Origin of the sequence: Actinocrinis puniceicyclus, from assembly GCF_018283645.1 — a bacterium.
GTDB classification, from domain to species: domain Bacteria; phylum Actinomycetota; class Actinomycetes; order Streptomycetales; family Catenulisporaceae; genus Actinocrinis; species Actinocrinis puniceicyclus.
Window position 1 is genome coordinate 17,155 of record NZ_JAGSXH010000047.1, and the last position, 26,061, is coordinate 43,215.

21 protein-coding genes and 2 tRNA genes are annotated in these 26,061 nt (G+C 69.5%); 14 read left to right on the forward strand and 9 right to left on the reverse strand.

Annotated features, from left to right (window positions below; genetic code table 11):
* Positions 1 to 43 precede the first annotated feature (43 nt).
* Positions 44 to 613, reverse strand: a complete 570-nt coding sequence (locus tag KGA66_RS14725; protein ID WP_211468673.1) for a Uma2 family endonuclease — start codon at positions 611 to 613, stop codon at positions 44 to 46.
* Between the two features lie 132 nt (positions 614 to 745).
* Between KGA66_RS14725 and era the strand changes: the two genes are divergently transcribed.
* Complete coding sequence (gene era, locus KGA66_RS14730) at positions 746 to 1,903, forward strand: GTPase Era (protein ID WP_211468674.1); 1,158 nt, start codon at positions 746 to 748, stop codon at positions 1,901 to 1,903.
* 54 nt (positions 1,904 to 1,957) lie between these two features.
* Here era and KGA66_RS14735 read toward each other — a convergent pair whose 3' ends face one another.
* A complete protein-coding gene (locus KGA66_RS14735) occupies positions 1,958 to 3,082 on the reverse strand; it encodes a GNAT family N-acetyltransferase (RefSeq protein WP_211468675.1) in 1,125 nt (374 codons plus the stop codon).
* Positions 3,083 to 3,488: 406 nt separating this feature from the next.
* On the opposite strand from KGA66_RS14735, the gene leuA reads away from it, so the two are divergent.
* From leuA to KGA66_RS14755, 4 genes are all read left to right on the forward strand, one after another.
* Positions 3,489 to 5,174, forward strand: a complete 1,686-nt coding sequence (gene leuA / locus KGA66_RS14740) for a 2-isopropylmalate synthase (RefSeq protein ID WP_211468696.1) — start codon at positions 3,489 to 3,491, stop codon at positions 5,172 to 5,174.
* A 120-nt stretch (positions 5,175 to 5,294) separates the two neighbouring features.
* Positions 5,295 to 5,912 (forward strand): tellurite resistance TerB family protein, encoded by a 618-nt coding sequence (locus tag KGA66_RS14745; RefSeq protein WP_211468676.1) that lies wholly within the window; start codon positions 5,295 to 5,297, stop codon positions 5,910 to 5,912.
* A gap of 94 nt (positions 5,913 to 6,006) precedes the next feature.
* On the forward strand, positions 6,007 to 6,768 hold the full coding sequence (recO, locus tag KGA66_RS14750; RefSeq protein WP_211468677.1) for a DNA repair protein RecO: 762 nt from the start codon (positions 6,007 to 6,009) through the stop codon (positions 6,766 to 6,768).
* Between the two features lie 10 nt (positions 6,769 to 6,778).
* Entirely contained in the window at positions 6,779 to 7,603 is an 825-nt protein-coding gene (locus KGA66_RS14755; RefSeq protein ID WP_211468678.1) for an isoprenyl transferase, read from the forward strand.
* A gap of 83 nt (positions 7,604 to 7,686) precedes the next feature.
* On the opposite strand, the gene KGA66_RS14760 is transcribed toward KGA66_RS14755, so the two are convergent.
* Complete coding sequence (locus KGA66_RS14760; protein ID WP_211468679.1) at positions 7,687 to 8,451, reverse strand: class I SAM-dependent methyltransferase; 765 nt, start codon at positions 8,449 to 8,451, stop codon at positions 7,687 to 7,689.
* Positions 8,452 to 8,736: 285 nt separating this feature from the next.
* Between KGA66_RS14760 and KGA66_RS14765 the strand changes: the two genes are divergently transcribed.
* Entirely contained in the window at positions 8,737 to 9,321 is a 585-nt protein-coding gene (locus KGA66_RS14765; protein WP_211468680.1) for a GNAT family N-acetyltransferase, read from the forward strand.
* Between the two features lie 15 nt (positions 9,322 to 9,336).
* Here KGA66_RS14765 and KGA66_RS14770 read toward each other — a convergent pair whose 3' ends face one another.
* Positions 9,337 to 9,768 (reverse strand): Fur family transcriptional regulator, encoded by a 432-nt coding sequence (locus KGA66_RS14770; RefSeq protein ID WP_211468681.1) that lies wholly within the window; start codon positions 9,766 to 9,768, stop codon positions 9,337 to 9,339.
* A 231-nt stretch (positions 9,769 to 9,999) separates the two neighbouring features.
* Here KGA66_RS14770 and KGA66_RS14775 point away from each other — a divergent pair, with 231 nt between their 5' ends.
* Complete coding sequence (locus KGA66_RS14775; RefSeq protein WP_211468682.1) at positions 10,000 to 11,382, forward strand: glycine--tRNA ligase; 1,383 nt, start codon at positions 10,000 to 10,002, stop codon at positions 11,380 to 11,382.
* 47 nt (positions 11,383 to 11,429) lie between these two features.
* On the opposite strand, the gene KGA66_RS14780 is transcribed toward KGA66_RS14775, so the two are convergent.
* Both KGA66_RS14780 and ppgK read right to left on the reverse strand, forming a co-directional pair.
* Entirely contained in the window at positions 11,430 to 12,035 is a 606-nt protein-coding gene (locus KGA66_RS14780) for a hypothetical protein (RefSeq protein ID WP_211468683.1), read from the reverse strand.
* A 132-nt stretch (positions 12,036 to 12,167) separates the two neighbouring features.
* Positions 12,168 to 12,968, reverse strand: coding sequence for a polyphosphate--glucose phosphotransferase (gene ppgK, locus KGA66_RS14785; protein ID WP_211468684.1), 801 nt, complete (start codon positions 12,966 to 12,968; stop codon positions 12,168 to 12,170).
* A gap of 137 nt (positions 12,969 to 13,105) precedes the next feature.
* Here ppgK and dusB point away from each other — a divergent pair, with 137 nt between their 5' ends.
* Both dusB and ppdK read left to right on the forward strand, forming a co-directional pair.
* The gene (gene dusB / locus KGA66_RS14790; protein WP_211468685.1) at positions 13,106 to 14,272 is read left to right on the forward strand and encodes a tRNA dihydrouridine synthase DusB; all 1,167 of its coding nucleotides are present in this window, start codon (positions 13,106 to 13,108) and stop codon (positions 14,270 to 14,272) included.
* Between the two features lie 358 nt (positions 14,273 to 14,630).
* Positions 14,631 to 17,375 carry a pyruvate, phosphate dikinase gene (gene ppdK / locus KGA66_RS14795; RefSeq protein WP_312886918.1) on the forward strand — a complete coding sequence of 915 codons (2,745 nt, stop codon included), beginning with the start codon at positions 14,631 to 14,633 and terminating at the stop codon, positions 17,373 to 17,375.
* A gap of 89 nt (positions 17,376 to 17,464) precedes the next feature.
* On the opposite strand, the gene KGA66_RS14800 is transcribed toward ppdK, so the two are convergent.
* Entirely contained in the window at positions 17,465 to 17,926 is a 462-nt protein-coding gene (locus KGA66_RS14800; protein ID WP_211468687.1) for a GNAT family N-acetyltransferase, read from the reverse strand.
* Positions 17,927 to 18,027: 101 nt separating this feature from the next.
* Here KGA66_RS14800 and KGA66_RS14805 point away from each other — a divergent pair, with 101 nt between their 5' ends.
* The 3 genes from KGA66_RS14805 to KGA66_RS31615 all read left to right on the forward strand — a co-directional run bounded on the left by KGA66_RS14805 (position 18,028) and on the right by KGA66_RS31615 (position 23,245).
* Positions 18,028 to 19,287: a deoxyguanosinetriphosphate triphosphohydrolase gene (locus KGA66_RS14805; protein WP_211468688.1), complete on the forward strand. Its 1,260-nt coding sequence runs from the start codon at positions 18,028 to 18,030 to the stop codon at positions 19,285 to 19,287.
* A gap of 10 nt (positions 19,288 to 19,297) precedes the next feature.
* Positions 19,298 to 21,268 carry a DNA primase gene (gene dnaG / locus KGA66_RS14810; RefSeq protein ID WP_211468689.1) on the forward strand — a complete coding sequence of 657 codons (1,971 nt, stop codon included), beginning with the start codon at positions 19,298 to 19,300 and terminating at the stop codon, positions 21,266 to 21,268.
* A gap of 594 nt (positions 21,269 to 21,862) precedes the next feature.
* On the forward strand, positions 21,863 to 23,245 hold the full coding sequence (locus KGA66_RS31615; protein WP_369015876.1) for an RNA polymerase sigma factor: 1,383 nt from the start codon (positions 21,863 to 21,865) through the stop codon (positions 23,243 to 23,245).
* A gap of 228 nt (positions 23,246 to 23,473) precedes the next feature.
* Here KGA66_RS31615 and KGA66_RS14820 read toward each other — a convergent pair whose 3' ends face one another.
* Positions 23,474 to 23,803: a hypothetical protein gene (locus tag KGA66_RS14820; RefSeq protein WP_211468690.1), complete on the reverse strand. Its 330-nt coding sequence runs from the start codon at positions 23,801 to 23,803 to the stop codon at positions 23,474 to 23,476.
* Positions 23,804 to 24,135: 332 nt separating this feature from the next.
* Here KGA66_RS14820 and KGA66_RS14825 point away from each other — a divergent pair.
* Both KGA66_RS14825 and KGA66_RS14830 read left to right on the forward strand, forming a co-directional pair.
* Positions 24,136 to 24,208 (forward strand) — tRNA-Asn (locus KGA66_RS14825).
* A 105-nt stretch (positions 24,209 to 24,313) separates the two neighbouring features.
* A tRNA-Ile gene (locus KGA66_RS14830) sits at positions 24,314 to 24,387 on the forward strand.
* 417 nt (positions 24,388 to 24,804) lie between these two features.
* Here the strand turns inward: KGA66_RS14830 and KGA66_RS14835 are convergent.
* Positions 24,805 to 26,061, reverse strand: a 1,257-nt coding sequence (locus tag KGA66_RS14835; protein WP_211468691.1) for a site-specific integrase, incomplete at its 5' end; no start/stop codon positions are given.

Here is a 26,061-nt window from a genome sequence, read left to right on the forward strand (position 1 = left end):
ACGGTTGGGCGGCGCCGGAACGTCTCGGCGCCGCTCGCAGTGGTCAGCGTTCGAAGATGGATGTGTCGATCGTGCGGTTGAACGGCTCGGGAAGCTCCAGCAGTTCGCCGTACGACGTTCTGATCGTGACGGAGTAGCGGCTTGCCTTTGCGTCCGGCACGTAGCGCGGCGTCGACTGCAGTAGCGCCATCTTGCGCGGCTTGTCGATCAGGAGATAGAGCGGCACTCCCGATGCTGCATACCCCCTGGCCTTGTCCTCCCGATCGCGCCGGGCGGCGTTGCCGTTGTCTTTGCCGGAGACGACTTCGACAGCCATGACGAGCGCACTCGCCGGGTTTAGCCAGACATCGGGATCGAGTTCGTCATACCGGTAGTAGGCAAGATCGGGAATGAACTCCTCGTCGGTGGCCGGCAGGAAGACAGTGGTCATCTCAAGCGCGATCAGGCCGGGAACCAGCCCTATAGCGTCCCTCAGATGGCTGACTGCGAAAGCGTGCCGGTTGAACGGTGTGGCGGCGTTCACGATGAGTTCCCCGTCGATGATCTCGGCTCGAACGGTATCCGGCAGCACTTCCTCGATGACCTTGTTGAGCAGGTCCGTAGTCAGGCTCATGCCGACTCCTCCGATTGGTCTCACCCCGAGGCCGCCAGTCTATCGATCCACTCTGACAGCCGTCCGAGCCGTTGGCCAGGGCGAATGCGGGCCTGTCGGTGCGGACCCGCCGGATGCGGGACAATGGCGGCCATGACCGAGCCGCGCCGCAGTTCCAGCCCCCGGGCCAAGGCCTCCCGCAACGCCGCACGGGGCAGCGCCCAGCAGTGGGCCGCCGACCGCAAGGCTGCCGAGCAGCGGCGCAACCGCTCCATCGCGAAGGCGGAGCGGCGCACGACGGCCGACTCGGTGCGTTCCGCTGAACCCGCTCCGACCGCGGCCGGGCGCGCACGGGTCGAGGACTCGCCGACTCCGACCTCATACACGGAAACGCCGGAGGGGTACCGCGCGGGGTTCGCGTGCTTCGTCGGCCGGCCGAACGCGGGCAAGTCCACGCTGACCAACGCGCTCGTCGGCGCGAAGATCGCCATCACCTCGGGGCGCCCGCAGACCACCCGGCACGCGGTGCGCGGCATCGTGCACCGGTCCGACGCCCAGCTCGTGGTCGTGGACACTCCAGGGCTGCACCGGCCGCGCACGCTTCTCGGCGAACGGCTGAACGACCAGGTGCGCGCGACCTGGAGCGAGGTCGACGTCATCGGTTTCTGCATCCCGGCGGATCAGAAGATCGGCCCCGGCGACACGTACATCGCCCGGCAACTGGCCGAGGTACGCCGCACGCCGAAGGTCGCGATCGTGACCAAGATCGACACGGTCGGCAAGCAGGCGGTCGGCGAGCAGCTGCTCGCCGCGGTCGAGCTGGGCAAGGAGGTCGGGATCGAGTGGGCCGACGTGGTCCCGGTCTCCGCGGTGGCCGGCGACCAGGTCGGGCTGCTGGCCGATCTGCTGGTCACGCAGCTGCCCGTTTCGCCGCCGCTGTACCCCGGCGGGGAGCTGACGGACGAACCCGAGCAGGTCATGGTCGCCGAGCTGATCCGCGAGGCGGCGCTTGAGGGCGTGCGGGACGAGTTGCCGCACTCGCTCGCGGTGACCGTGGAGGAGATGCAGCCGCGAGCGGGGCGCTCCAAGGACCGGCCGCTGCTGGACGTGCACGCGATCCTGTACGTCGAGCGGCAGAGCCAGAAGGCGATCGTCATCGGTACCGGAGGCGCACGGCTTCGCGATGTCGGCACCCGCGCGCGCCTCCAGATCGAGGCGCTGCTCGGTACGCCGGTGTTCCTGGACCTGCACGTGAAAGTGGCCAAGGACTGGCAGCGCGACCCGAAGCAGTTGCAGCGGCTGGGTTTCTGACGGCCGGACGAGAGCCGGTCCACCGGCGGGTCATCCCGGCGCGGGACACGCGCATCAGAGCGTGAGCGTCCAGGCGGCGTGCGTCGCGATCGGTTGGAAGCCGAGGCGGCGGTTCACCGCCAGCATCCGGTGATTGTCCACCGCGTTGTAGGTGTCCAGCATCGTCAGCGAAGGCTCAGCCTTCAGCAACTCCCCGATCAACTGCGCCTTCACCCGCAGCGCCAAGCCCAGGCCGCGGTACTCGGGCACCACCACGGTCTCGTTCTGCTCGCCGCGTAGGCCGTCGGCCGTGTGAGCGCTGGAGAGCGCTGCAATGCAGCCGGTGGCACGGTCGATCAGGCACGCGGTGTACTCGCGCAGCCCGGCGCGGAGCGCGGCCTGCTCGCGGTGGCGCACCTCGGCAGGGGTGAACGGTGAGAACTGCGCGGCCGCGGGATCGGGCGCCGGCGCCCCGGTGGCGGACGCGGCCATCGCTGCGGCAGGCACGGTATGCAGGCCGTCGAGCGCCCTGATGTAGCCCGGCAGGAAGTCGTCCGGGCAGTGGCTCTTCCAGTGAAGCGGCACGAAGCCGTCGTGACGCGGCGGCAGCGCGTGCCGGCGGTGCGAGCCGGAACGGCCCACCGCCTGCGCGCTGTGCACGATCGCGGCCGTCCGCTCGCGCGACAGCGGGCCGCGCAGGTCCAGCCGGGAACGCAGGTCGCGACTCGCGACGTACATGCCGTGCCGGGCCGCGAAGTTCTCGCTTGCACGCGTACGCGGCGCGTCCAGCATCAGGCGCGAGCGGTGCCACGTTCGGGCGGCGTCCGCCAGCGCGTCGAGCAAAGCCGAGCCGACACCGCAACGGCGCGCGGACGGGTGCACGACGATCGCCGCGTGCGCGACTTCCCGGTGGAAGGCTTCGTACACGCCCAGCCACGCCCAGCCGCCCACGCCGCCGGCCTCGTCCGTCGCGGCGAACAGCACCCGGCGCCCGCGGTACGGCGGGACCAGCAGAACCCGCAACTCGGCCGGGCTTACCGGCGGCTCTCCGGGACGGTCGGCCAGGTCGGCGGCGTTCTGGCAGGCCAACAGCCAGCACAGCTGCGCCGTAGCCAACCCGCCCGGCCCCAGTTCCAGCGCCGTCACCCGCCACCCGCGGGTCGGGCAGGCTGCGGCGGGTTGAGCGAAGAGGGCGCGCACATTCCCATCTCACAGCGTGCGCCGCCTTCGAGCCAGCAGAAACGCCCGGGGACACGCGAGTTGCGCAGGAATCGGGGCGCGTCGTGCGGCCCGGCCCGCGGGCGCGGCCTGTCCGCATGGTGGACGTCGGCCGGATGGATTGGCCGCGCCGCGGTGTGATCCGCTACCGTGGGTGTCCTATGTACGCCAAGCGGCTGCTTCTTACCTGCCGCGGCGGGGGTCTGTAGACCACAGACCGGCACCCCTGCCGCGGTGATGGTTGTTGCTTTCGTTTCGTCTTTTCCGCCGGTCGGCTTCCTTTCGACAGGCGATGGAGACCCCGCACATGACCGAGCACTCGACGAAGAGCTCTGCTACCTCCGCTACGCACGACGGTTACCCCCATACCGCGCAACAGCCCACCGGGATGCCGGTCCACAAGTACGTACCCTTCGCCCCGGTCCCGCTGCCGGACCGGACCTGGCCCGACAAGGTGATCGGCAAGGCGCCGCGCTGGTGCGCGGTGGACCTGCGTGACGGCAACCAGGCGCTGATCGACCCGATGTCACCGGCGCGCAAGCTGGAGATGTTCGACCTGCTGGTGCGGATGGGCTACAAGGAGATCGAGGTCGGCTTCCCGGCGGCCAGCCAGACCGACTTCGACTTCGTCCGGCAGATCATCGAGGAGGACCGGATCCCGCACGACGTGGTGATCCAGGTCCTGACCCAGGCCCGCGACCACCTGATCGAGCGCACCTTCGAGGCCATCCGCGGTGCCAAACGCGCCATCGTGCACCTGTACAACTCCACCTCCACCCTCCAGCGCCGCGTCGTCTTCGGGTTGGACCGCGAGGGCATCAAGCAGATCGCCGTCGACGGCGCGCGGCACTGCCTGAAGCAGGCCGACCAGCTGCCCGAGACCGAGGTGCTGTTCGAATACTCGCCGGAGTCGTACACGGGCACCGAACTGGACTTCGCGGTCGAGGTCTGCAACGCGGTCAACGACGTGTGGCAACCCACCCCGGACCGCAAGGTGATCATCAACCTGCCGGCGACCGTGGAGATGGCCACCCCGAACGTCTACGCCGACTCCATCGAGTGGATGAACCGGCACCTGAAGCACCGCGACTCGATCGTGCTGTCGCTGCACCCGCACAACGACCGCGGTACCGCCGTCGCCGCCGCGGAGCTCGGCTACCAGGCCGGGGCTGACCGCATCGAGGGCTGCCTGTTCGGCAACGGCGAGCGCACCGGCAACGTGTGCCTGGTAACCCTGGGACTGAACCTGTTCTCGCAGGGCATTGACCCGCAGGTCGACTTCAGTGACATCGACGGGATCCGGCGCACCGTCGAGTACTGCAACCAGCTGCCGGTGCACCCGCGGCACCCGTACGGCGGCGACCTGGTCTACACGGCCTTCTCCGGCTCGCACCAGGACGCGATCAAGAAGGGCTTCGAGCACCTGGAGCGGGACGCCGCCGCGGCCGGCAAGAGCGTGGACGAGATCCCGTGGGCGGTGCCTTACCTGCCGATCGACCCGAAGGACGTCGGCCGCACCTACGAGGCCGTGATCCGGGTCAACTCGCAGTCCGGCAAGGGCGGGGTCGCCTACATCATGAAGGCGGACTATCAGCTGGACCTGCCGCGCCGCCTCCAGATCGAGTTCTCGCAGGTCATCCAGGCCAAGACGGACGCGGACGGCGGCGAAGTCAGCCCGGAGGAGGTGTGGGCGCTCTTCGCCGACGAGTACCTGCCCGTGGATGACGCCCCGTGGGGCCGCTTCCGGCTGGCCGGGCACCGCAACGAGGCGACCACCGACGGCAAGGACGCCCTCTCGGTCGACCTGGTCGTCGACGGCGCCTCGCACACGGTCGAGGCCGCGGGTAACGGGCCGATCGACGCGTTCGTCGGCGTGTTGTCCGGATTCGGCGTGGAGATGCGGTTCCTGGACTACGCCGAGCACGCGCTGTCCGCGGGTGGCGACGCGAAGGCCGCGGCGTTCGTCGAGTGCGCCATCGGGGACCGGGTGCTGTGGGGCGTAGGCATCGACGCGAACATCGTCACCGCCTCGCTCAAGGCCGTCGTCTCGGCGGTCAACCGCGCCGTGCGGTAAATCAGCCCGCTTTTCCGGGCACCCGCGGCACAGGGTTCCCACAGCGGCATGGGAACCAATACGCTGATGGACCGCGTCTTCGGGCGCGGTCCATCAGCGTCTGCGCTAGGGGGTAAATCCGTGTTCTTCCTCATCTGGGGATTCAAGGTCCGTTTCAAGGTGCTCGGCAGCGGCACCTTCTTCTGCCCGCGCTGCGGCGGCGACCGGCCGTTCGAGCGCCGGCAGGCCAAGCGCTGGTTCCACCTGTACTACATTCCGCTGATTCCGGCCTCGGTCCTCGGCGAGCAGATCCGCTGCGGCGTGTGCCAGACCTCGTACACCCAGGACGTGCTGAACCGCCCGACCTCCGGCCAGCTGTCGGCGCTGCTGATCGACGCCGCCCGCGGCACGGTGGTACACGTGCTGCGCACCGGCTCCACCGAGTCGCCCGCAGCCCGGGCGGCGGCGGTCCACGAGATCGGCAAGGTCGGCCTGCCCGGCTACGCCGACGAGAACCTCAGCGCCGACCTGGACGTGGTGCCCGGCGACTTGTCCCAGCTCTACGCCGCGCTCGGCTCGCAGTTGGCCGACACCGGCAAGGAGTCGCTGCTCGGCGCGGCCGCGCGGGTCGCCCTGGCCGACGGCCCGCTGACGGACCTTGAGCGTCAGGTTCTGGTCTCCACCGGCGCATCCCTCGGCATGACCGCGACGCACACCGCCGGGGTCATCTCCGTTGCCGAGCAGGCCGCCCGCGCGTGACGCCGCCCGCCAGGGGCCGTGCGCCGCGCGCCGGGGTTGTGGAGGTTGGGTGCAGAAGGGCCGCAGGCCGTGAACGGCGTGCGAGAATCAGCGGGTGAGCCTGCATCGCGCCGACGGGATCGTCCTGCGCACCCAGAAGCTGGGTGAGGCGGACCGGATCATCACGATCCTGACCCGCGAGCACGGCCGCGTCCGGCTGGTGGCCAAGGGCGTGCGGCGCACCAGTTCGAAGTTCGGCGCCCGGCTCGAACCCTTCGCGCACGTGGACTTCCAGGTCTTCTCGCGGCGCCATCAGCCCTTGGGCAACCGCGCGCTCGACCTGATCACCCAGGCTGAGACGATCGCGCCGTACGGCGAGCGGATCGTGAACGACTACAGCCGCTACACCTCCGGTACCGCGATGCTGGAAACCGCCGAGCGGCTCACCGACGCCGAGGGCGAGCCGGCCGTCCAGCAGTACCTGCTGCTGCTCGGCGGGTTACGCGCGCTGACGTCGGGAGAGCACGCGCCGGGCCTGGTGCTCGATGCCTTCATACTGCGTTCGCTGGCCGTGGCGGGTTACGCACCCTCCTTCTACGACTGTGCCCAGTGCGGAGCGGAGCCCACGCAGGATGCGCCCTGGCGCTTCTTCGCCGTGGCCGCCGGGGGAGTGGTGTGCCCGAACTGCAAGCCACCGGCCTGTGCCGTACCGCAGCGCCCCACGCTTGACCTGCTTGGGGCGCTGCTCGCCGGCGAGTGGCGGACCGCGGACGCGAGCGAAGAGCGGCACAGGCGGGAAGGCAGCGGCCTGGTGGCGGCCTACCTGCAATGGCACGTCGAGCGAGGACTACGGTCGCTGAAACTGGTGGAACGGTAAGGAAAGTCAAGTGCGACGCAAGAACCACGGCGGCTATCCGGCCGCCCCGCGCGGCCCGCGGTCCTACCGCGACCCGAAGCCGCACAAGGACGGCGCGGAACCGCCGAAGATCCCGGCCGAGCTGGTGCCCAGGCACGTGGCGATCGTGATGGACGGCAACGGGCGTTGGGCCAAGGCGCGCAACCTGCCGCGCACCAAAGGCCACGAGGAGGGCGAGAAGTCGCTGTTCGACGTTGTCGAGGGCGCGGTGCAGATCGGCGTGACGCACATCAGCGCGTACGCGTTCTCCACCGAGAACTGGAAGCGCTCGCCGGACGAGGTGCGCTGGCTGATGGGTTTCAACCGGCTGACCATTCGTCGCCGTATCGATGAGATGGACGAGCTCGGGGTGCGCATCCGCTGGGCGGGTCGGCGGCCGCGGCTGTGGAAGTCGGTCATCGAGGAGCTGGAGATGGCCGAGGAGCGCACGAGAGACAACAAACGGTTCACGCTGACGATGTGCGTCAACTACGGCGGCCGCGCCGAGTTGGCGGACGCGGCGGCGGCCATGGCGCGCGACGCGGTCGCGGGGAAGCTGAACCCGAACCGGATCGACGAGCGCACGCTCGCCCGCTACCTCGACGAAGCGGATCTGCCGGACGTGGACCTGTTCCTGCGTTCCTCCGGCGAGCAGCGCATCTCGAACTTCATGCTCTGGCAGGCCGCGTACGCGGAGATGGTGTTCCTGGACACGCTCTGGCCGGACTTCGACCGGCGAGACCTGTGGCGCGCCATCGAGATCTACGCGGAGCGGGACCGCCGGTTCGGCGGCGCCCTGCCCAATGCCGTCGCGTGAACGGCGCCGTGGTCTGAGGACGTTTGGCCTGGTTTTGGGGTCAACCGTCCGTAATGGTATGTGCCCGGACGTCAGAGGCCTGCTCAGTGCGTGAGCGGCTGCCGCACCCGGATCTTCGACTGCTTGTGCGGCAGTTGCTCCCAGTCATCCATGAAGCGGCCCTCCAGGCCGTGCTTGCGGGCCAGTTCAAGCAGGGTCTCGGTGCGGAAGTAGTAGTCCTCCCACAGCACATGGTGCTCGCTGCCCTCGGTGCGGTCGAAGGTGAAGTCGAAGAAGCCGCCCGGCGCCAGGATGCGCCCGACGTGCGCCAGCGCCTCGTCGACCACCTCGACGGGGGAGTGGGAGAAGACGCTGTGGGCGTGTACGACGTCGAAGTGGCCGGCGGGCAGGAAGGCGAAGGTCAGGTCGTCGACCAACGCCAGGTTCGGCAACTTGTCCTGGAGCCCCTGCCGCACGAGGGTCTGCTGGGCGGCCAGCAGGATGTCGGGCGAGATGTCGATGCCGTGGTAGTGCCCGGTGTCGAGGTGGTCGATGAACCGCCAGCCGGCGCGCAGGTTCCCGCAGCCGATCTCCAGCATCCGGTCGCCCGCCTTGAGCCCGTGGTCGACCAGGTAGTCGAACTGCATCTGGCCGAGCGCCAGCCAGCGTTCGTGCGTCTTGCTTCCGACCGCGGCCTCGGGACTGCGGGCGGCGTCCGAGCGCATCACCGCCCGGTAGTAGGACACGTGGTCGCGGGTGGACAGGCGCAGGCGCAGATCGCGGGTCAGGCGCCGCAGGTGGGCGGGGACGCGTCCGGGGTGCTGAAGGGCGTACTTGGCCTGGTGCAGCGGATTGGCGCGGTTGGGCATCGTGTGCCTCCCGAGGTTAGGGTCGGCTGTCGGGTCGGTCGGCTGTCTTTCCGTCTCGGCCCGCAGCGCGAGACATTCCACCAGACCGGCACCGATTTCGGGGGGAAATGGGACCGATCGATCGCGTGATTCACCGGGGAGCGCCACCGCATGACGGATCCATGGCTGATCCATTCCTGATCCCAGCTTGATCCCAGCCCGGGCCCAGCCGTGGCGCCGCGCGCTGTTATTGCGTTGCGGTGTTATTGCGTTGCGGTCGCGCTGCCGCGCCCTGATGATCAGGTGATGGAGACTAACCAGCAACCGCAGTGGCTCCCGCGCGACGTGTCGCCGCCCGAGCAGTTCGCGGTCGACGGCATGCTCGTGCGCCGCTGGACGGCGGACGACGAGCAGGCCGGCTACGAAGCGATCACCGCGTCCTACGAGCCCTTGCACGCGTGGATGGACTGGATCTCCGAGCCACGCACCCGGCAGGAGCACCGCGAGTGGATCGAGCGGCAACTGGCCTCGTGGCCTTCCGGCTTCTCCTACAACTACGGCGTCTTCGACGCGGCCGCCGGCACGCTGCTCGCCGTGATCGGCGTGCACGACCGGGTCGGGCCCGGCGGACTGGAGATCGGTTACTGGTGCCACATCGACCACACCGGCAAGGGCGTCATCACGCGCGCCGCCCGCGCGTTGACCGACATCCTGCTCGCCCTGCCCGGCGTCGACCGGGTCGAAATCCACTGCGACGAGGCGAACGAGCGCAGCGCGGCCGTGCCGCGCCGCCTCGGCTACCGGCTCGACCGGATCGAGGACGACACGATCGCCGCACCGCTCGAGACCGGCCGCGCAATGGTGTGGATCAAGGAGCGGGAGCGCGCCTGAACAGATCCGGCGCCGTCAGCGCGCCGCGCACTGCGCGCAGGTGCCGAAGATCTCCAGGGTGTGCGCGACGTCCGTGAAACCGTGCTCGGCCGCGATCCGGTCCGCCCAGCTCTCCACGGCCGGCCCCTCCACCTCGACGGTCTTGCCGCAGCCGCGGCAGACCAGGTGGTGATGATGGCTGCCGGATGTGCACCGCCGGTAGACCGCCTCGCCGTCGTCCGTGCGCACCACGTCGACAGCACCGGCGTCCGCGAGGGACTGGAGCGTGCGGTACACGGTCGTCAGGCCCACCGAGTCGCCGCGGTGCTTGAGGCGGTCGTGCAACTGCTGCGCCGACTGGAAGTCGTCGGTCTCTTCCAGCAGGGCGGTGACCGCGGCCCGCTGCCGGGTCGAACGGCCGGGCGCGGGAACCTGCGGGCGCGGCCCGCCGGTCTCGGTCTCGCTCATCGCCGGTGCTCCTCGCTCGGGTGAATCTCCCCCAAAAGTACCCCGGGCGCGACCGTGCGCGCCCGGGACATTGTGGCACCGCGCGCCGTTCCGGGCGCCGGCCCGACCGGGCCGGGGCCGCCGCGTGGAACGCGTTGGAAACCCGGCGCTCACCCTCGGTACGCTTTCCCCCTTGGTTGACCGCACACCAGCCGGGTGTGATGGCGAACAGAGCAGACGAGAGAGCACACCGTGCCCGCCGACAAGATCGACACCATCGTGCGCCTCGCAAAGGCCCGCGGCATCGTCTTCCCCTCCAGCGAGATCTACGGCGGCTCCCGCGCCGCCTACGACTACGGTCCGCTCGGCGTGGAGCTGAAGGAGAACGTCAAGCGGCAGTGGTGGCAGGCGCTGGTGCGCGGCCGGGACGACGTGGTCGGGCTCGACTCCTCGGTGATCCTGGCACGCGAGGTCTGGGAGGCGTCAGGGCACGTCAAGGAGTTCGCCGATCCGCTCACCGAATGCCTCTCCTGTCACAAGCGCTTCCGCGCCGACCACCTGGAGGAGGCGTACGAGGCCAAGCACAAGCACGCCCCCGAGCACGGCCTGGCCGACGTCAACTGCCCCAACTGCGGCAACAAGGGCCAGTTCACCGAGCCGAAGATGTTCAACGGCATGCTCACCACGCACCTGGGCCCGGTCCAGGACGGCTCCGGCCTGCACTACCTGCGCCCGGAGACCGCGCAGGGCATCTTCGTGTCCTACAAGAACGTCTTCGAGACCGCGCGCAAGAAGATCCCGTTCGGCATCGGCCAGATGGGCAAGTCCTTCCGCAACGAGATCACCCCCGGCAACTTCATCTTCCGCACCCGCGAGTTCGAGCAGATGGAGATGGAGTTCTTCGTGCGTCCCGGCGAGGACGAGAAGTGGCACGAGTACTGGATCGAGGAGCGCTACGCCTGGTACACGGGCCTGGGCATCGACCCGGCGAACCTGCGGATCTTCGAGCACCCGAAGGAGAAGCTGTCGCACTACTCGAAGCGGACCGTCGACATCGAGTACCGGTTCAACTTCGGCGGCAGTGAGTTCTCCGAACTCGAGGGCATCGCGAACCGCACCGACTTCGACCTGAACACGCACTCGAAGCACTCCGGCCAGGACCTGTCGTACTTCGATCAGGCGAACAACGAGCGGTTCACGCCGTACGTCATCGAGCCCGCGGCTGGCGTGAACCGCTGCATGCTCGCGTTCCTCATGGACGCCTACAGCGCGGATGAGGCGCCCAACGCCAAGGGTGTGATGGAGCCGCGTACCGTGCTCAAGCTGGACCGCAGGCTCGCGCCGGTGAAGGTGGCCGTGCTGCCGCTCTCGCGCAACGCGGACCTCTCGCCGAAGGCCCGGCAGTTGGCTGACTCGCTGCGTGCCCACTGGAACGTCGACTTCGACGACGCGCAGGCGATCGGCCGGCGCTATCGGCGCCAGGACGAGGTCGGCACCCCCTTCTGCGTCACCGTGGACTTCGAGACGCTGGAGGACAACGCGGTGACGGTCCGCGAGCGTGACACGATGGCGCAGGAACGGGTCTCGCTCGACCAGGTCGAGTCGTACCTGGCCGCGCGGCTGGTCGGCTGCTGATCCGCTGATCCGCAGCCTGCTGATCCGTCGCCCGCTCCCGGACGGTGTTACTTCGAGGCCGCGCACTTGGGCGAGTGCGCGGCCTCGGTCACGTTCGACACCTGCCAGTGGCTGGCCGCGCGCGTCAGTGTGAGCGCGGTGTACGTACCCGGCGTGCCGGCCTTCTGCACAGCCGGACCCACTACGTGTGTCTTCGCGTCCCCGCGCATGACGTTGCGCCAGCTGGCGCAGAAGGACACGGTGGCCTTCCCGGTCGCGTCAGGTGGCGTGTAGACCGTGTTCGACACCACCAACACGCCCACCGGCTGCTGGTGCCTGGCGGACCAGCCGGTCACCTCGTGTCGCACGGTACTCAGCGCGCTGCCGGACCAGTAGACGCCCAACAGCGGATCCTTGGAGCCGGCACCGTACTCGGCGTGCAGTTGAGCGCGGACCGACTGCTGCACGGTATACAACACCTGATGCTCGATGCGGTTGGTCGGCCGTGGGTGCTTGAACGCCAGGCCCATCGTCGTGGGCAGCGTGATGCGTTCGTCCACCGGCGCCGCGACCGCGGTCGGGCTGATATCGGGAGTAGGCCGCGGCGCGGAGTTGCACCCCGCGACCGCTCCCAGCGGCGCCAACATCAGCAGCGCCGCCGCTGTCTTACGCACAGACCTTTGGCCTGCCAAGTCATTCACCAGTCCACTGTCCCCGCGTGCCCGAATCGCTAAGCGTGGCGACGTGCCCGCTAAGGGTAGTCGGGGCAACGTAAGCGAGCCTCAATAGTGCCTCAGGACACGACACTAAGGCGCGGATATTTCTCGGTTGTCGGTTGCCGCGGCGAGCGCGGTGGGCGCGGTCGGAGCGACGGCGGCCATCGCGGCCCCCACGATCCCCGCGGTGTTGGCCAGGCGGGCCGCCACGAGTTCCGTGCGCAGCGAGAGCAGCGGCAGGAAGCGGTCCGCGTGTCTGGACACCCCGCCGCCCACGATGATCAGATCCGGACTGAACAGCGCCTCGGCGCGCGAGAGGTATTCCTGGACGCGCTCGGCCCAATCCTCCCAGGTCAGCTTCTTCTCCTCGCGCACCCGGGCCGAGGCGCGGCGTTCGGCGTCCTTGCCGCGCACCTCGATGTGTCCCAGTTCGGTGTTGGGAACCAGCACCCCGTCGGCGAAAAGTGCCGACCCGATCCCGGTGCCGAAGGTGAACATGATCACTACGCCACTGCGACCCCGTCCCGCACCGTGCGCCATTTCCGCGACACCGGCGGCATCGGCGTCGTTCAGGACCCGCGGCAGCCGTCCGCCCGCGATGGACAGCGCGTGGGTGAACAGCGTAGGAGCGTCGATGCCGACCCAGCCAGGGTCTACGTTTGCCGCAGTAAGGACTGTCCCGTGCCTTACGACGCCGGGGAAGGTGATACCCACGGCGCCGGTCCAGGTGAAGCGCCCGGCCACCAGGCCGACCGTCTCGGCCACGGCATCCGGCGTCGCGGGCTGAGGCGTCTCCAGGCGGTAACGCTCGGCGGTCAACTCGCCGGTGACCGTGTCGACCGGGGCGGCCTTGATGCCTGAGCCGCCGATGTCGATGCCCAATGCGAGCACGCTTAGCCTCCTTTCCGGTCTAGGCCGACCACGCCCCAGCGGACGCCGCGACCAGGGCCACCGGCTCCGGGGCGCGGATCTGGGACAATGGACCGGTACCCGCGAACACGCCCGAGCAACGGTCCGAGGTCCATTAGATGCCCGCAGTACATACGCCGCTCGCGGTCGGTCCTTATCAGGTCTGGCCGCCCGTGGTCCTCGCCCCGATGGCGGGCATCACCAATCCGCCGTTCCGCGCGCTGTGCCGCGAACAGGCGACCAGCCGGGTGCCGGCCGCGGACACAGGGCACCCGGCAGGGCTGTTCGTCTGCGAGATGGTCACGACGGTCGGGCTGGTCGAGGGTAACCCCAAGACCCGCAAGATGATCCACTTCGAGCCGGACGAGCAGCCCCGGTCGGTCCAGCTCTACGGCGTGGACCCGGACTATGTCGGACGCGCAGTGCGTATCGTCGCGGAGGAAGACCTTGCTGATCACATCGATCTGAATTTCGGCTGCCCCGTCCCCAAGGTCACCCGTCGCGGCGGCGGTTGCGCGCTCCCGTACCACCGGGTGCTGTTCCGCAACATCGTGCGGGCGGCGGTGCGTAACGCCGGAGCGCTGCCCGTGACCGTGAAAATGCGCGTGGGCATCGACCCGGAGCACGAGACCTACCTGGAGGCCGGCCGGATCGCCGAGGACGAAGGCGTCGCGGCTGTGGCGCTGCACGCGCGCACGGGCGCGCAGGGCTATTCGGGCGAGGCGGACTGGGACCGGATCGCGAAGCTCAAGGCCGAGCTCAGCGGGGTTCCGGTGCTCGGCAACGGCGATATCTGGGAGGGCGCGGACGCGCTGCGCATGATGGCCGAGACCGGCGCGGACGGGGTCGTGGTCGGCCGCGGCTGCCTGGGCCGCCCGTGGCTGTTCGCGGACCTGGCCGCGGCGTTCGTCGGCGGCGCACCGGTGCGCCCCTGCCTCGGCGAGGTCGCCGCGATGATGCGCCGCCACGCCGAGGGCCTGGTCGCGATGCACCGCTCCGATCACGGTGTGCGCGAGTTCCGCAAGCACGTCGCCTGGTATCTCAAAGGCTTTCCGGTCGGCTCCGAACTGCGCGGCAGGCTGGCGCAGGCCTCGAACCTGCCGGAGCTCGAAGAGCTGCTCGCCCGGCTCGACCGCGCTGAGCCCTGGCCCGCCGCCAACGAGGGCTCGCCGCGCGGCCGCAGCCACGCCTCGGAGCGCCGGGTCACACTGCCCTACGGCTGGTTGGAGAACCCTGACGACCCGACGCCGCCCACCGGCGCCGAGACCGACGAATCAGGCGGCTGATACTGCCTGGAGCGGCGCCTCGCCCCGGGTGGCGACGCCGCTGCGCCGGGCGGCGGCGTCACCGGAGACAGAGACAGAGACAGGGGCAGGGGCAGCGAGCCGTGTGCTCCCGGCGCCTCGCCGCATGCCCGGGCTGCCCGCGGCCTCGTCCGCCGTTTCACCGCCGCGGTTCGGGGCATCGGAACCGGGCCGTCCGGCGAAGCGCGCGAGAGTTATCCACAGGGTGGTCAGTCTCACGCTGACATCGTCGTGACCGGCCGGTACTGTCATGAGAACCAGGAGGTGGGCGCCGGTCGTGCGGGTCGGCGTCCATTTCGCACCTTGTACGCGCACGCGTTTGAGCTTCAGGGAGCCTCACGTGCCGATCGACATTGCGCCGACTGCTGCGGCGACTCGGACAACCAAATACGTCTACGACTTCACCGAGGGCAACAAGGATCTGAAGGATCTGCTCGGCGGCAAGGGTGCGAACCTCGCCGAGATGACCAACCTCGGTCTGCCGGTCCCGCCGGGGTTCACCCTCACCACGGAGGCATGCCGCGCATACCTGTCCGACGGCGACGAGCCGGACGGTCTGCGCGCCGAGGTCTCCGAGCACCTGGCCGCGCTGGAGGCGCGGATGGGCCGCCGGCTGGGCGCGAGCGCGGACCCGCTGCTGGTCTCAGTGCGCTCCGGTGCCAAGTTCTCCATGCCCGGGATGATGGAGACGGTGCTGAACATCGGTCTGTCCGACGAATCGGTGCGGGGCCTGGCCGAGGTGGCCGGTGACGAGCGCTTCGCCTGGGATTCGTACCGGCGGCTGATCCAGATGTTCGGCAAGACGGTGCTCGGCATCGAGGGCGAGCACTTCGAGGACGCGATCGACGCCGCGAAGAAGGCGAAGAACGTAACCAGCGATCTGGACCTGGACGCCGAGGATCTGCGCGCGCTGGTCGAGTCGTACAAGGCGATCGTGCGTGAGCACGCCCAGCGGGAGTTCCCGCAGGATCCGCGCGAGCAGATGGACCTGGCGATCCGCGCCGTGTTCGACTCCTGGAACACCAAGCGGGCCAAGCTCTACCGGCGGCAGGAGCGCATCCCGCACGACCTGGGCACTGCGGTCAACGTGTGCTCGATGGTGTTCGGCAACCTCGGTCCCGACTCGGGCACCGGCGTCGCGTTCACCCGCGACCCGGCGACCGGCTCCCAGGGCGTCTACGGCGACTACCTGGCGAACGCGCAGGGCGAGGACGTGGTCGCGGGCATCCGCAACACCGTGCCGCTGCAGGATCTCGAAAAGCTCGACCCGAAGTCGTACCGCGAACTGCTGGACATCATGGCCACGCTGGAAGGCCACTACCGCGACCTGTGCGACATCGAGTTCACCATCGAGCGCGGCAAGCTCTGGATGCTGCAGACCCGCGTCGGCAAGCGCACCGCGGCCGCCGCGTTCCTGATCGCCACCAGCCTGGTCGACGAGGGCGCGATCGACCGGGACGAGGCGGTCTCCCGGGTCACCGGCGCGCAGCTGGCGCAGCTGATGTTCCCGCAGTTCGACACCCGAGGCGGCCATACGCGCATCACCACCGGCATGAACGCCTCGCCGGGCGCCGCGGTCGGCAAGGCGGTCTTCGACTCGTACACCGCGGTGAAGTGGTCGCGCTCCGGCGAGCGGGTGATCCTCATCCGCCGCGAGACCAACCCGGACGACCTCAACGGCATGATCGCGGCGCAGGGCATCCTGACCTCGCGCGGCGGCAAGACCTCGCACGCCGCAGTGGTCGCCCGCGGCATGGGCAAGACCTGCGTGTGCGGCGCCGAGGAACTGCACGTCGACACCAAGGGACGCAGGTTCACCGCCCCGGGCGGCACCACCGTCGAGGAGGGCGACCTGATCTCCATCGACGGCACCTCCGGAGCGGTCTACCTCGGCGAGGTGGCGGTCGCGCCGTCCCCGGTGGTCGAGTACTTCGAGGGCCGGCTGGGCGCGGACTCGCCGCGGGCCGGCGAGCTTGTCAAGGCCGTGCACCGGATCATGACGTGGGCCGACGAGCGGCGCCGGCTGTACGTGCGCGCCAACGCGGACAACCCGGAGGACGCCGCGCGCGCCCGCCGGTTCGGCGCACAGGGCATCGGCCTGTGCCGCACGGAGCACATGTTCCTCGGCGAGCGCCGCGCGCTGGTCGAGCGGCTGATCCTCGCCGAAGACGAGTCCGAGCGCGTCAAGGTGCTCGACGAACTGCTGCCTATGCAGCGCGACGACTTCGTGGCGATCCTCACCGCGATGGGCGGCCTGCCCGTGACCGTGCGGCTGCTCGACCCGCCGCTGCACGAGTTCCTTCCCGACCTGACCGAGCTGTCCGTGCGCGTGGCCGTGGCCGAGGCGCGCGGCGAACAGCACGAGGGCGACCTGCGGCTGTTGCAGGCGGTGCACAAGCTGCACGAGGCCAACCCGATGCTCGGCCTGCGCGGAGTGCGGCTCGGCCTGGTTGTGCCGGGCCTGTTCATCATGCAGGTCAGGGCGCTGGCGGAGGCTGCCGCGCAGGTGGCCAAGGCGGGCGGGGTGGCCCGGATCGAGATCATGGTGCCGCTGGTCGGCGCGGTGCAGGAGCTGGAGATCATCCGCGAGGAGGCCCGCGCGGTGCTCGACGAGGTTCGCGAGATCACCGGAGCCGACATCCGGGCGCTGATCGGCACGATGATCGAGCTGCCCCGCGCGGCCCTGACCGCAGGCCAGATCGCCGAGGCCGCCGAGTTCTTCTCCTTCGGCACCAACGACCTGACGCAGACGACCTGGGGCTTCAGCCGAGACGACGTGGAGGCCGCGTTCTTCAGCGCCTACCTGGACAAGGGCATCTTCGGCGTCTCCCCGTTCGAGACCCTGGACCGCGGCGGGGTCGGCCGCCTGGTGCAGATCGCCGCTGACGAAGGCAAGGCCGCCCGCCCGTCGCTCAAACTCGGCGTGTGCGGCGAACACGGCGGCGACCCGGACTCGGTGCACTTCTTCCACCAGGTTGGTCTCGACTACGTGTCCTGCTCGCCGTTCCGCGTCCCGGTGGCCCGGCTGGAGGCCGCCCGCGCGGCTGTACAGCAGCAGTGCGAGCGTACCGACACGACCGCCTGACCGCTTCGCTCCACCCGCGCCCCAACGCCTGCCGTGCGTCGGGTTAGCCGTTGTCGTTCTCGCACCCGGTCGAATGGCCCTTCCGGGGCCTATCCGGCCTCGAAGGCCTTCTCGTAGGAGACCGACAGCGGCGACCCGATGTACGGCGGGTACAACGGTATTGTCGTGTACCCGCTGCGCTCGTAGAACCGGATCGCCTCGGGCTGTCCGGTCCCGGTCTCCAGGTAGATCCGCGGCGCGCCGAGCCGCCGGGCCAGCGCCTCGGCCGCGGCGAGCAGCCGGCCGGCCGCCGTGGTGCCGCGCGAGGTGGGCACCACGTACATCCGCTTCAGTTCCAGTCCTTCGAGCCCTGATGCGCGGTTGGGCTGTAGCGCGCAACAGCCGATCGGCGTGCCGTTCTCGCGCATCAGCAGGAAGCGGATGTCATCGGTCAGGTGCTCGTCACTGTCCGCGCCTACGTCCGGATAGCGTGCGCTGATGTCGGCGCGCAGTTCCTGGCGCAGCTTGGCCAGCTCCTCGTCGTCAACAGGCACCGGTTCGATCGTGATCACCGCTTCACGCTAGCCATTCGATGTTGCGGAGATATATCGGCCAAGTAACCCGGGACGTTCACACGGACGTGCTGCGCGCCGCCGCGCACTACCGTTGATCCATGACACAGGTCATCACCGTGCCCGGGTACGACCAGGCGGACGTGGAGCGGTACGCCGTCGAGCCCGCCAGCGAGCTCAAGCGCACCGGCGGGGAACGCACCCCCTTCCAGCGCGACCGCGCGCGCGTTCTGCACAGCCTCGCGCTGCGCCGCCTGGCCGGAAAGACCCAGGTCGTCACTCCCGGCGAGTCCGACTTCCCGCGCACCCGGCTGACCCATTCGCTGGAGGTGGCGCAGATCGGCCGCGAACTGGCCGGCTCCCTCGGTGCCGACCCGGACCTGGTCGAGGCCGCCTGCCTCGCGCACGACCTCGGCCACCCGCCCTTCGGCCACACCGGTGAAGCCGCGCTCAACGAGGTCACCGGCGCGATCGGCGGCTTCGAAGGCAACGCGCAGAACCTGCGCATCCTCACCCGCCTCGAAGCGAAGGTCGTCCGGGCGGACGGCCGGTCCGCCGGGCTCAACCCGACCCGCGGGCTGCTTGATGCCGCGACCAAGTACCCGTGGACGCGCCGCCCCGGGAACACCAAGTTCGGTGCTTACTCGGACGATCTTCCGGTCTTCTCCTGGTTGCGCATCGGCGCGCCGCCCGATCCGGTCAAATGTTTCGAGGCGCAGATCATGGACTGGTCCGACGACGTCGCCTACTCGGTGCACGATCTTGAGGACGCGATCTACGCCGGGCACGTCGATCCCAGGATCCTCCTCGTCGAGGGGGAACGCGCCGCGCTGTTCGAACGCTCCCGCGGCTACGCCCCCGACGCCGAGCCCGCGGAACTGGCCGCCGCGCTCGACCGGCTGCAGACGCTGGAGTGGTGGCCCGCCGATTATGATCGTTCCTTTGCCGCCCAGGCCCGGCTCAAGGGCGCCGCGAGCGAGTTGATCGGCCGCTTCTGCTTAGCCGTCGTGCGTGCGACGCGGTCCGAGTTCGGACCCGGACCGCATACGCGGTACAACGCCCATCTCGTCGTACCGCGTCCGATCCGCCTGGAGAACGCGGTGCTCAAGGCGGTCGCGGCGCGTTACGTCATGGAGACCGAGCATGCCCTCGCCTTGCGCACGCAGCAGGCGGCACTGATCCGTGAGCTGGTCGCGCTGCTCGCCGCCCGGCCCGAACAGCTGGAGCCGCCGTTTCAGGCATGGTGGTCCGAAGCCTCCGACGACGGTGCGCGCCTGCGCGTCGTCGTGGACCAGATAGCCTCGCTCACCGACAGCTCGGCCCGGCGGCTACACCGACGCCTTGTCGGAAGCGCCGCGTAGAATCCCGACCATGGCCGGGCGCATTCGGGACGAGGACGTGAAAGCCGTCCGCGACGCGTCCGCGATCGCCGATGTCATCGGGGAGCACATCCAGCTGCGCTCCGCGGGCGGCGGGAATCTCAAGGGCCTGTGCCCGTTTCACGACGAGAAGTCCCCGTCCTTCAACGTGACGCCGGCGCGCGGCCTTTGGCACTGCTTCGGCTGCGGCGAGGGCGGGGACGTCATCACGTTCCTGACGAAGCTCGAACACCTCTCCTTCAACGAGGCGGTCGAGCAACTGGCCAAGCGTGCCCGCATCGAGCTGCGGTACGCCGAAGGCGGCTACACCAAGCGCACCGAGACCAGCGAACGCGCACGGCTGCTTGAGGCGCACAGCGTCGCCGCGGAGTACTACCGGGAGCAGCTGACCACTCCCGCGGCCAAGCACGGCAGGGAGTTCCTCAACAGCCGCGGCTTCGACGCTGCGGCGCTAGAACGCTTCGGCGTCGGCTACGCGCCCGGCGGCTGGGACGCGCTCGTCCGGCACCTGCGCGGCCGCGGCTTCACCGACAAGGAACTGCTGGTCGGCGGCCTCGCCTCCGAGGGACGGCGTGGCCCGATCGACCGCTTCCGTGACCGCCTCGCCTGGCCGATCGCGGACATCGGCGGCGAGGTGATCGGGTTCGGCGCGCGGCGGCTGAGCGAGGACAAGGACTCGCCCAAGTACCTGAACACCCCCGAGACTCCGCTCTACAAGAAGTCCTCGGTGCTCTACGGTCTCGACCTGGCGCGCAAGGAGCTCGGCAAGCAGCAGCGCGCGGTCGTGGTCGAGGGCTACACCGACGTGATGGCCTGCCACCTGGCCGGCGAGACCACCGCGATCGCGACCTGCGGGACCGCGTTCGGTGAGGAGCACATCAAGATCCTGCGCAGGCTGCTGGCGGACCGCAACCAGTACCTCGGCTGTGAGGTCGTCTTCACCTTCGACGGCGACTCGGCCGGCCAGAAGGCGGCGCTGCGGGCGTTCATGGAGGACCAGCGCTGGGTCACGCAGACCTTCGTGGCGGTGCAGCCGGACGGTATGGACCCCTGCGACCTGCGGATCGCCCGCGGCGACGCGGCTGTCAGGGATCTGGTCTCGTCGCGGATCCCGCTGTTCGAGTTCGCGATCAGGGCCCGGCTGTCCGAGCACAACCTGGATACACCGGAGGGCCGGGTGCGTGCACTGCGCGCCGCGGCCCCCATCGTCGCCGCGATCCACGACCCGGCGCTGCGTCCCGAGTACGCCCGCAGGCTGGCCGGCTGGCTCGGCTTCGACGACGTGCCGCTCGTTCTCGCCGAGGTCCGGCGCGCGACCCCCAACGCGCGGCGCAACATCCCGGGACAGACCCGCGGCGCGTCCTCCGCGCCCGCTTCGTCGTCTGTCACCGCTGCCTCGCACACCGCTTCGCAGGGGCCGCCCGCGGCGAGCGCCGCCACCGCCGGCGCCGCGTCGCCGTCGGCGGGCAACGCGCTGCCCACCGGCCCTGCCTCCCGCCGACAGCGTGAAGCCCTCAAGCTCGCCTTGCAGTACCCGAAGTTGGCCGGCGCGACCTTCGACGGGCTGGGCCCGGAGGAGTTCACCGCGCCCGCTTACGCCGCCGTGCACGCGGCCATATCGGCGGCCGGAGGGGCATCGGGCGCCGCGGACCCGGTGCAGTGGCTGAGCACGGTGAGCGCGGCCGCCGCCGACGACTCGGTTCGTTCCCTGATCAACCGGCTGGCCGTGGAGCCGTTGATGCTGCGGGAAAACGCCAAGGGCGGCCAGAGCGTCGACGCGCGCTACGCGACGGAACTGGTGACCCGGATCTGGATCGACGCGGTCGAGCTGCGCCGCGCCGAAACCCTCTCCCGGCTGCGCCGACTGGACCCGGTCGCGCAGCCCGAGGATTACCAGAAGCTCTCCGTTGAGCTGAACGAGTTGAACATGTTCCGGGCGCAGCTGTTCTCCTCCCTCGACTGACGTCTGTAGGCGCGTCCCGAGCGGGTGCGCTCGCGACCCGGCGGGACCATCCGCGGGACCACGCCCCGCGCCATCGCGCGTGCCGCAGCGCCTCTCCCCGACGCCTTCTCCAGCGCTTTGCGTGACTGCGCCGACACCTGGCGTATCACCGCCGAATCCCCGGATTCGCCGAAGTTCTTGCCCGTCGGGAGGCGCGAAACGGTGCGTGCCGGGGTAGGGGAGGAGTCGTGGAATCCACACCGCGTGGAGCCGACCGCGTCGCCGATCCGGCGGGGCGCGGTGCACAAGTCGCCAGTGACGTCCGGGTGTTCGGGCACCGTGCGGGGACGACGAGGTCCCCGGCGGCCCGGCGGGCTGGCCGGTGAAGTGGACGGAGTTCGTATGGACGGCGCCCTCGCACGTGTCATCGTCGGACCCACACCGGGCGGGGCCGAGCAGCAGCAGGCCGCGCAGCAGCCGCGCGGCGAGCGCATCCTGTCCGTGGTCACCCAGCCACGCGAAACGGCCGTACAGGCCGCACCTTCCGAGGCAGTGGAGACGGTGCCACCGCAGGACGCGCTCGCGGACACCCAAGAGCTGCCCCTGGCCCGGGTGATGCCACTGCCGGTCAACCGGGATGCCGCCACCCTCACGTCCGAGCCCGCCGCAGCGCGTCCGCAACCCGGGCCGCGAGGGCGTGGCGCAGCTACAGCGGGCACGGCCACCCCGCTCGTCAACGGCTCCGTGTCGGGTCCGCGTATCGACATTGGGACCGCAGCCGAAGCCGTAGCCGCAGCCGTAGCCGAAACGAGCGCCGACGGCGACGCCGAGACCGCTGCCCGCAACGATGCCGAGAGCACTGCCGACCCGGACGCAAGTCTGGCCGAAGCGGCCGACCCTGACCCGGAGCCCGGCGCCGATCTGGAATCCGGCCAGTCGGGCCAGTCCGGCCCCGAGGCGGCGCGCACCCGCGACCTGCGCGAGCCGGACCCGCAGGAACTGGCCGAGACCGAGGCGGAAGAGGAACCCACCGCGCAGGAGCAGGAGGCGGCCGACGCCCACGTGGCCGCCTGGGCTGACTCCGCCGGTCCCGCGGGCGACCTCTTTCGCCAGTACCTGCGCGAGATAGGCCGCATTCCGCTGCTGACCGCGGTGGAGGAGGTGGAACTGGCCCGCGCCGTCGAAGCCGGCCTGTTCGCGGACGAGAAGCTGCTGCACTGCTTCGACCTGCGCCCCGAGGACCGTCGCGACCTGCATGTGCTGGTGCTGCACGGCCAGGCGGCCAAGCGCAAGCTCATCGAGGCGAACCTGCGCCTGGTCGTGTCGATCGCCAAACGCTACATCGGCCGCGGAATGTCGATCCTCGACCTGGTGCAGGAGGGCAACCTGGGTCTGATCCGCGCGGTCGAGAAGTTCGACTACGCCCGCGGATACAAGTTCTCCACGTACGCGACCTGGTGGATCCGCCAGGCGATGAGCCGGGCGCTGGCGGACCAAGCCCGCACGATCAGGGTTCCGGTGCACGTGGTGGAGCTGATGAACCGGGTGGTCCGGTTGCAGCGGGCGCTGCTTCAGGCCAACTCGATCGAGCCGACCCCCGAGCAGATCGCGGATGTGCTGGGCGTCCCCGAGGAACGTGTCGTCGAGGTCCTGCGTCTCGCCCAGGAGCCGGTCTCGTTGCACGCCCCGGTAGGCGAAGAGGACGACGTGGCGCTCGGCGACCTGATCGAGGACGCGGACGCGGTCTCACCGGCCGACTCCGTGGCTGTGATGATGCTGCGCGAGCACCTGGATACGCTGCTCTCGACCCTCGGCGAGCGGGAAAAGCGCGTGGTTCAGCTGCGTTACGGCCTCACCGACGGCGAACCGCACACCTTGGAGGAAATCGGCCGCACCTTCGGTGTCACGCGTGAACGCATCCGCCAGATCGAGGCCAAGACGCTGGCGAAGCTGCGCGGCCACTCGTATGCCGACCAGCTCAAGGACTACCTGCGTTGAGCGTTTGGCTCAAGGGCCGCCCGCGTTGACTGAGGCGGGAGCCTAGTAGGCCGGCCCGGGGTCGAGTCGAGGCCGGCGGCCCAGGAATGTCGAGAACGGGCCGGGAAGCCGAGAAGGGGCCGGTGGCTCGGGCGAGCATGGCCCGAGCCACCGGCCCACCAACCCATCGGCGCGGCTCAGCGTGACGATCAGCGGCGAGCGCTCGTCAACGCCCGTTCCCGCGAGGACTCATTGATCTGCGAGCGGATCCTCATCAAAGCGGCTTCCGCCGTGCTTCGCGCCGTTCGGCGCTGAATGACTAACGCTGTTGAATCGGTCTCCGAACCGGTGCGTGACCACCTCGCTGGCATGTCGCACCTGCTGCGCAGCCGACATCCCGGCGTTCTTCGCGACATGCGCGGCGCGATCGCCGGCATTCGACGCGCCGTGCCGCACCCGCGGATCCGCGGCGAGAGACGACACGGCGGCGGAGACCCGTTCGTAAAGCCGCGGGCCGATCTTGCTCCCGGCCAGCAGACCGAGCACCATTCCGCTTACAAAACTGATCTTGGCCTTCATCACCACTCCCAGCGAAGCCCGGCAGGTTCGTCGGATCCATCGGTCCCAGCAATCCGCTGGGTGCGGTGGGACCAGTGGGTCCGGCGGCCCGGGTGGGCCACAGCGGATCCCGCACGGGCAAGGACCCGACGAGCCGCGACTACCCGCACGCAGTCCCACCTAATCGGCGCACCGGTCCCCTTGCCCCTCGTGGCGCACGCTCCACCGTCAGACTTCGCCGGATACGGAGTGGCGGAGCACCCCCCTGGATGCGCTAAGGTTGGTGTCCGCAGGGCCGCGATCAGGTAGCAGTAACGATAAACACGCCGTGACCAGCGGTCTGGCATGAACGATCCCGCATAGCTCAACTGGCAGAGCAGCCGGCTGTTAACCGGCAGGTTATAGGTTCGAGTCCTATTGCGGGAGCGCACGACAACGTCTCCGAGGCGCCCGCCCGGAGACGTTTCGCGTCTACCGCGGGAAATGGTTGATTCCGGGCCGAATCGGGCACAAGCCATCCGTTGGTGACGAGGGGCGGTAGCTCAGCCGGTTAGAGCAGAGGACTCATAATCCTTGGGTCGTGGGTTCGAGTCCCACCCGCCCTACCGAGGTTGGACATCCAACCAGGCGGGTGAGCTGCATATATGCCCAGTTTCTCTCCGTATGGTTCAGACCACCTGACGTAGTGTCAGGTGGTGGTGGGAGGGAAGTGGGAGGGAACCGGATGGATCTTGGTCGCCGGTTTGTAACGAAAGCGCCCGTGGGAAAAGTGGGGTCGAATCCGTTGGTCGGGCCTCTCCACCGTTTCTGATCGTGTTCTGTCGGTGCCGTGCGCTGGTTGTCGCGCCGTGCGTGGATGGCCGGTGCGACGGTGATGGGTGGCTGCGTCGGTGGTCGCGGGGCCGGGGACTGTGTCCGTGTGTCGGGCCGGCGTGGCGGCTTGTGTAACGGCGCCGTGGCATGGGCCTGGACGTGGCTGCGCCCCGCCGTGTGGCGGGGCGCAGCGTTGCGGCGGGGGTCGGTTATGCGGCTTGCGGTGCGGGGGCGTCGCCGTCTCGGGGTTCGTGCGTCGCGTTGCCGGCTGGGTGGTCGCGGTGGTGGAAGATGGCGGCGAGGGTGTCGGCGGCGGTGCGGCGGGCTTCGTCGGCCACCGACATGTACGTGTCGCGGGTGAACGATGATGTGGTGTGGCCCAGCAGGTCCTGCACCAGCTTGATGTCGATGCCTGCTGTGAGTGCGTGGGTGGCGGTGCCGTGGCGCAGGTCGTGCAGCCGGATCGGCGGTAGGTCGTGTTCGCGCACGAGCTTGTAGAACTCGTAGGTCAGTTGCGCGGGGTGCAACCGGCGCCCGTCGGGGTGGGTGAAGACCAGGTTCGTATCCGGCCAGGCTTGGCCCATGGCGGTGCGGTTGCGTTCCTGTTTGGCGCGGTGTGCGCGCAGTAGCTCGACCATGGGTTGGGCGATGGCGATGGTGCGGTAGGAGTCTTCTGATTTGGGGGCGGTCAGCTTGGTTTGCCAGCCGATCTGGGCGAGTTGGCAGGTGACGGTCAGTTCCCCCGCGTCGAGGTCGACGTCGTGCCAGTGCAGTCCTGCGGTTTCTCCGCGGCGCATGCCGGTGAAGGCCATCAGGTGGTAGGCGATGGCGAAGGGGTGGCCGTGGGTGGTGTGCAGGAAGGCGATGGTCTGTTCGATGGTCCAGATCATCACCGGGGAGGGCTTCTTCCCGGTCTTGCGCCACGCGGCGACGCGTGGCTGGGTCCAGACCAGGCCGCGGGGTCGGCGTCCGCCGGACAGGCGGATGAGTTTGGCGGGGTTGACGGGGATGAGCATCTGGGCGACCGCGTCCGAGAGGGCGGAGGAGAGGGTGGCGCGGATGCGTTTGACGCTGGAGGGGCCGGTGATCCGCCGCGGCGCGCCGAGTGCCTTGATCCGGGCTCTGATGCGCCGTGCCTGGTCCGCGTCGCCGGTCTCGATGGCTTGGCCGAGTTCGACTTTGAGGGCGGCGCGGCGCAGGTTGTCGGCTTCGATCTTCGTGTTCTGCGTTTCGATCGCGTCGACGAGGCCGCGGACGTGGCTCACGCGCAGCTTGTCCAGGCGGATCTTCCCGAGGTGGGGGATGAGGTGGACGCGGATGTGCATCTGGTAGGACATCTGGGTGCCGCCGGCCAGGTCGGCTTTGGTGGTCAGCCATTCGGTGAGGTATTGGCCGAGGGTGAGCGGATTGTCGACGGCTTGGCCGAGGGTCAGGCGTTTGCGGATCTCGTCCTCGTCCGGCAGCGG

What these genes read in the sequence shown, in the direction of transcription:
- dnaG (WP_211468689.1), top strand. Translation starts at nt 19,298, where the DNA reads ATGGCCGGGCGCATTCGGGACGAGGACGTGAAAGCCGTCCGCGACGCG.
- KGA66_RS14760 (WP_211468679.1), bottom strand. Translation starts at nt 8,451, where the DNA reads ATGCCCAACCGCGCCAATCCGCTGCACCAGGCCAAGTACGCCCTTCAG.
- era (WP_211468674.1), top strand. Translation starts at nt 746, where the DNA reads ATGACCGAGCCGCGCCGCAGTTCCAGCCCCCGGGCCAAGGCCTCCCGC.
- dusB (WP_211468685.1), top strand. Translation starts at nt 13,106, where the DNA reads ATGCCCGCAGTACATACGCCGCTCGCGGTCGGTCCTTATCAGGTCTGG.
- KGA66_RS14770 (WP_211468681.1), bottom strand. Translation starts at nt 9,768, where the DNA reads ATGAGCGAGACCGAGACCGGCGGGCCGCGCCCGCAGGTTCCCGCGCCC.
- KGA66_RS14820 (WP_211468690.1), bottom strand. Translation starts at nt 23,803, where the DNA reads ATGAAGGCCAAGATCAGTTTTGTAAGCGGAATGGTGCTCGGTCTGCTG.
- KGA66_RS14765 (WP_211468680.1), top strand. Translation starts at nt 8,737, where the DNA reads ATGGAGACTAACCAGCAACCGCAGTGGCTCCCGCGCGACGTGTCGCCG.
- KGA66_RS14725 (WP_211468673.1), bottom strand. Translation starts at nt 613, where the DNA reads ATGAGCCTGACTACGGACCTGCTCAACAAGGTCATCGAGGAAGTGCTG.
- leuA (WP_211468696.1), top strand. Translation starts at nt 3,489, where the DNA reads ATGCCGGTCCACAAGTACGTACCCTTCGCCCCGGTCCCGCTGCCGGAC.
- KGA66_RS31615 (WP_369015876.1), top strand. Translation starts at nt 21,863, where the DNA reads ATGCCACTGCCGGTCAACCGGGATGCCGCCACCCTCACGTCCGAGCCC.
- KGA66_RS14805 (WP_211468688.1), top strand. Translation starts at nt 18,028, where the DNA reads ATGACACAGGTCATCACCGTGCCCGGGTACGACCAGGCGGACGTGGAG.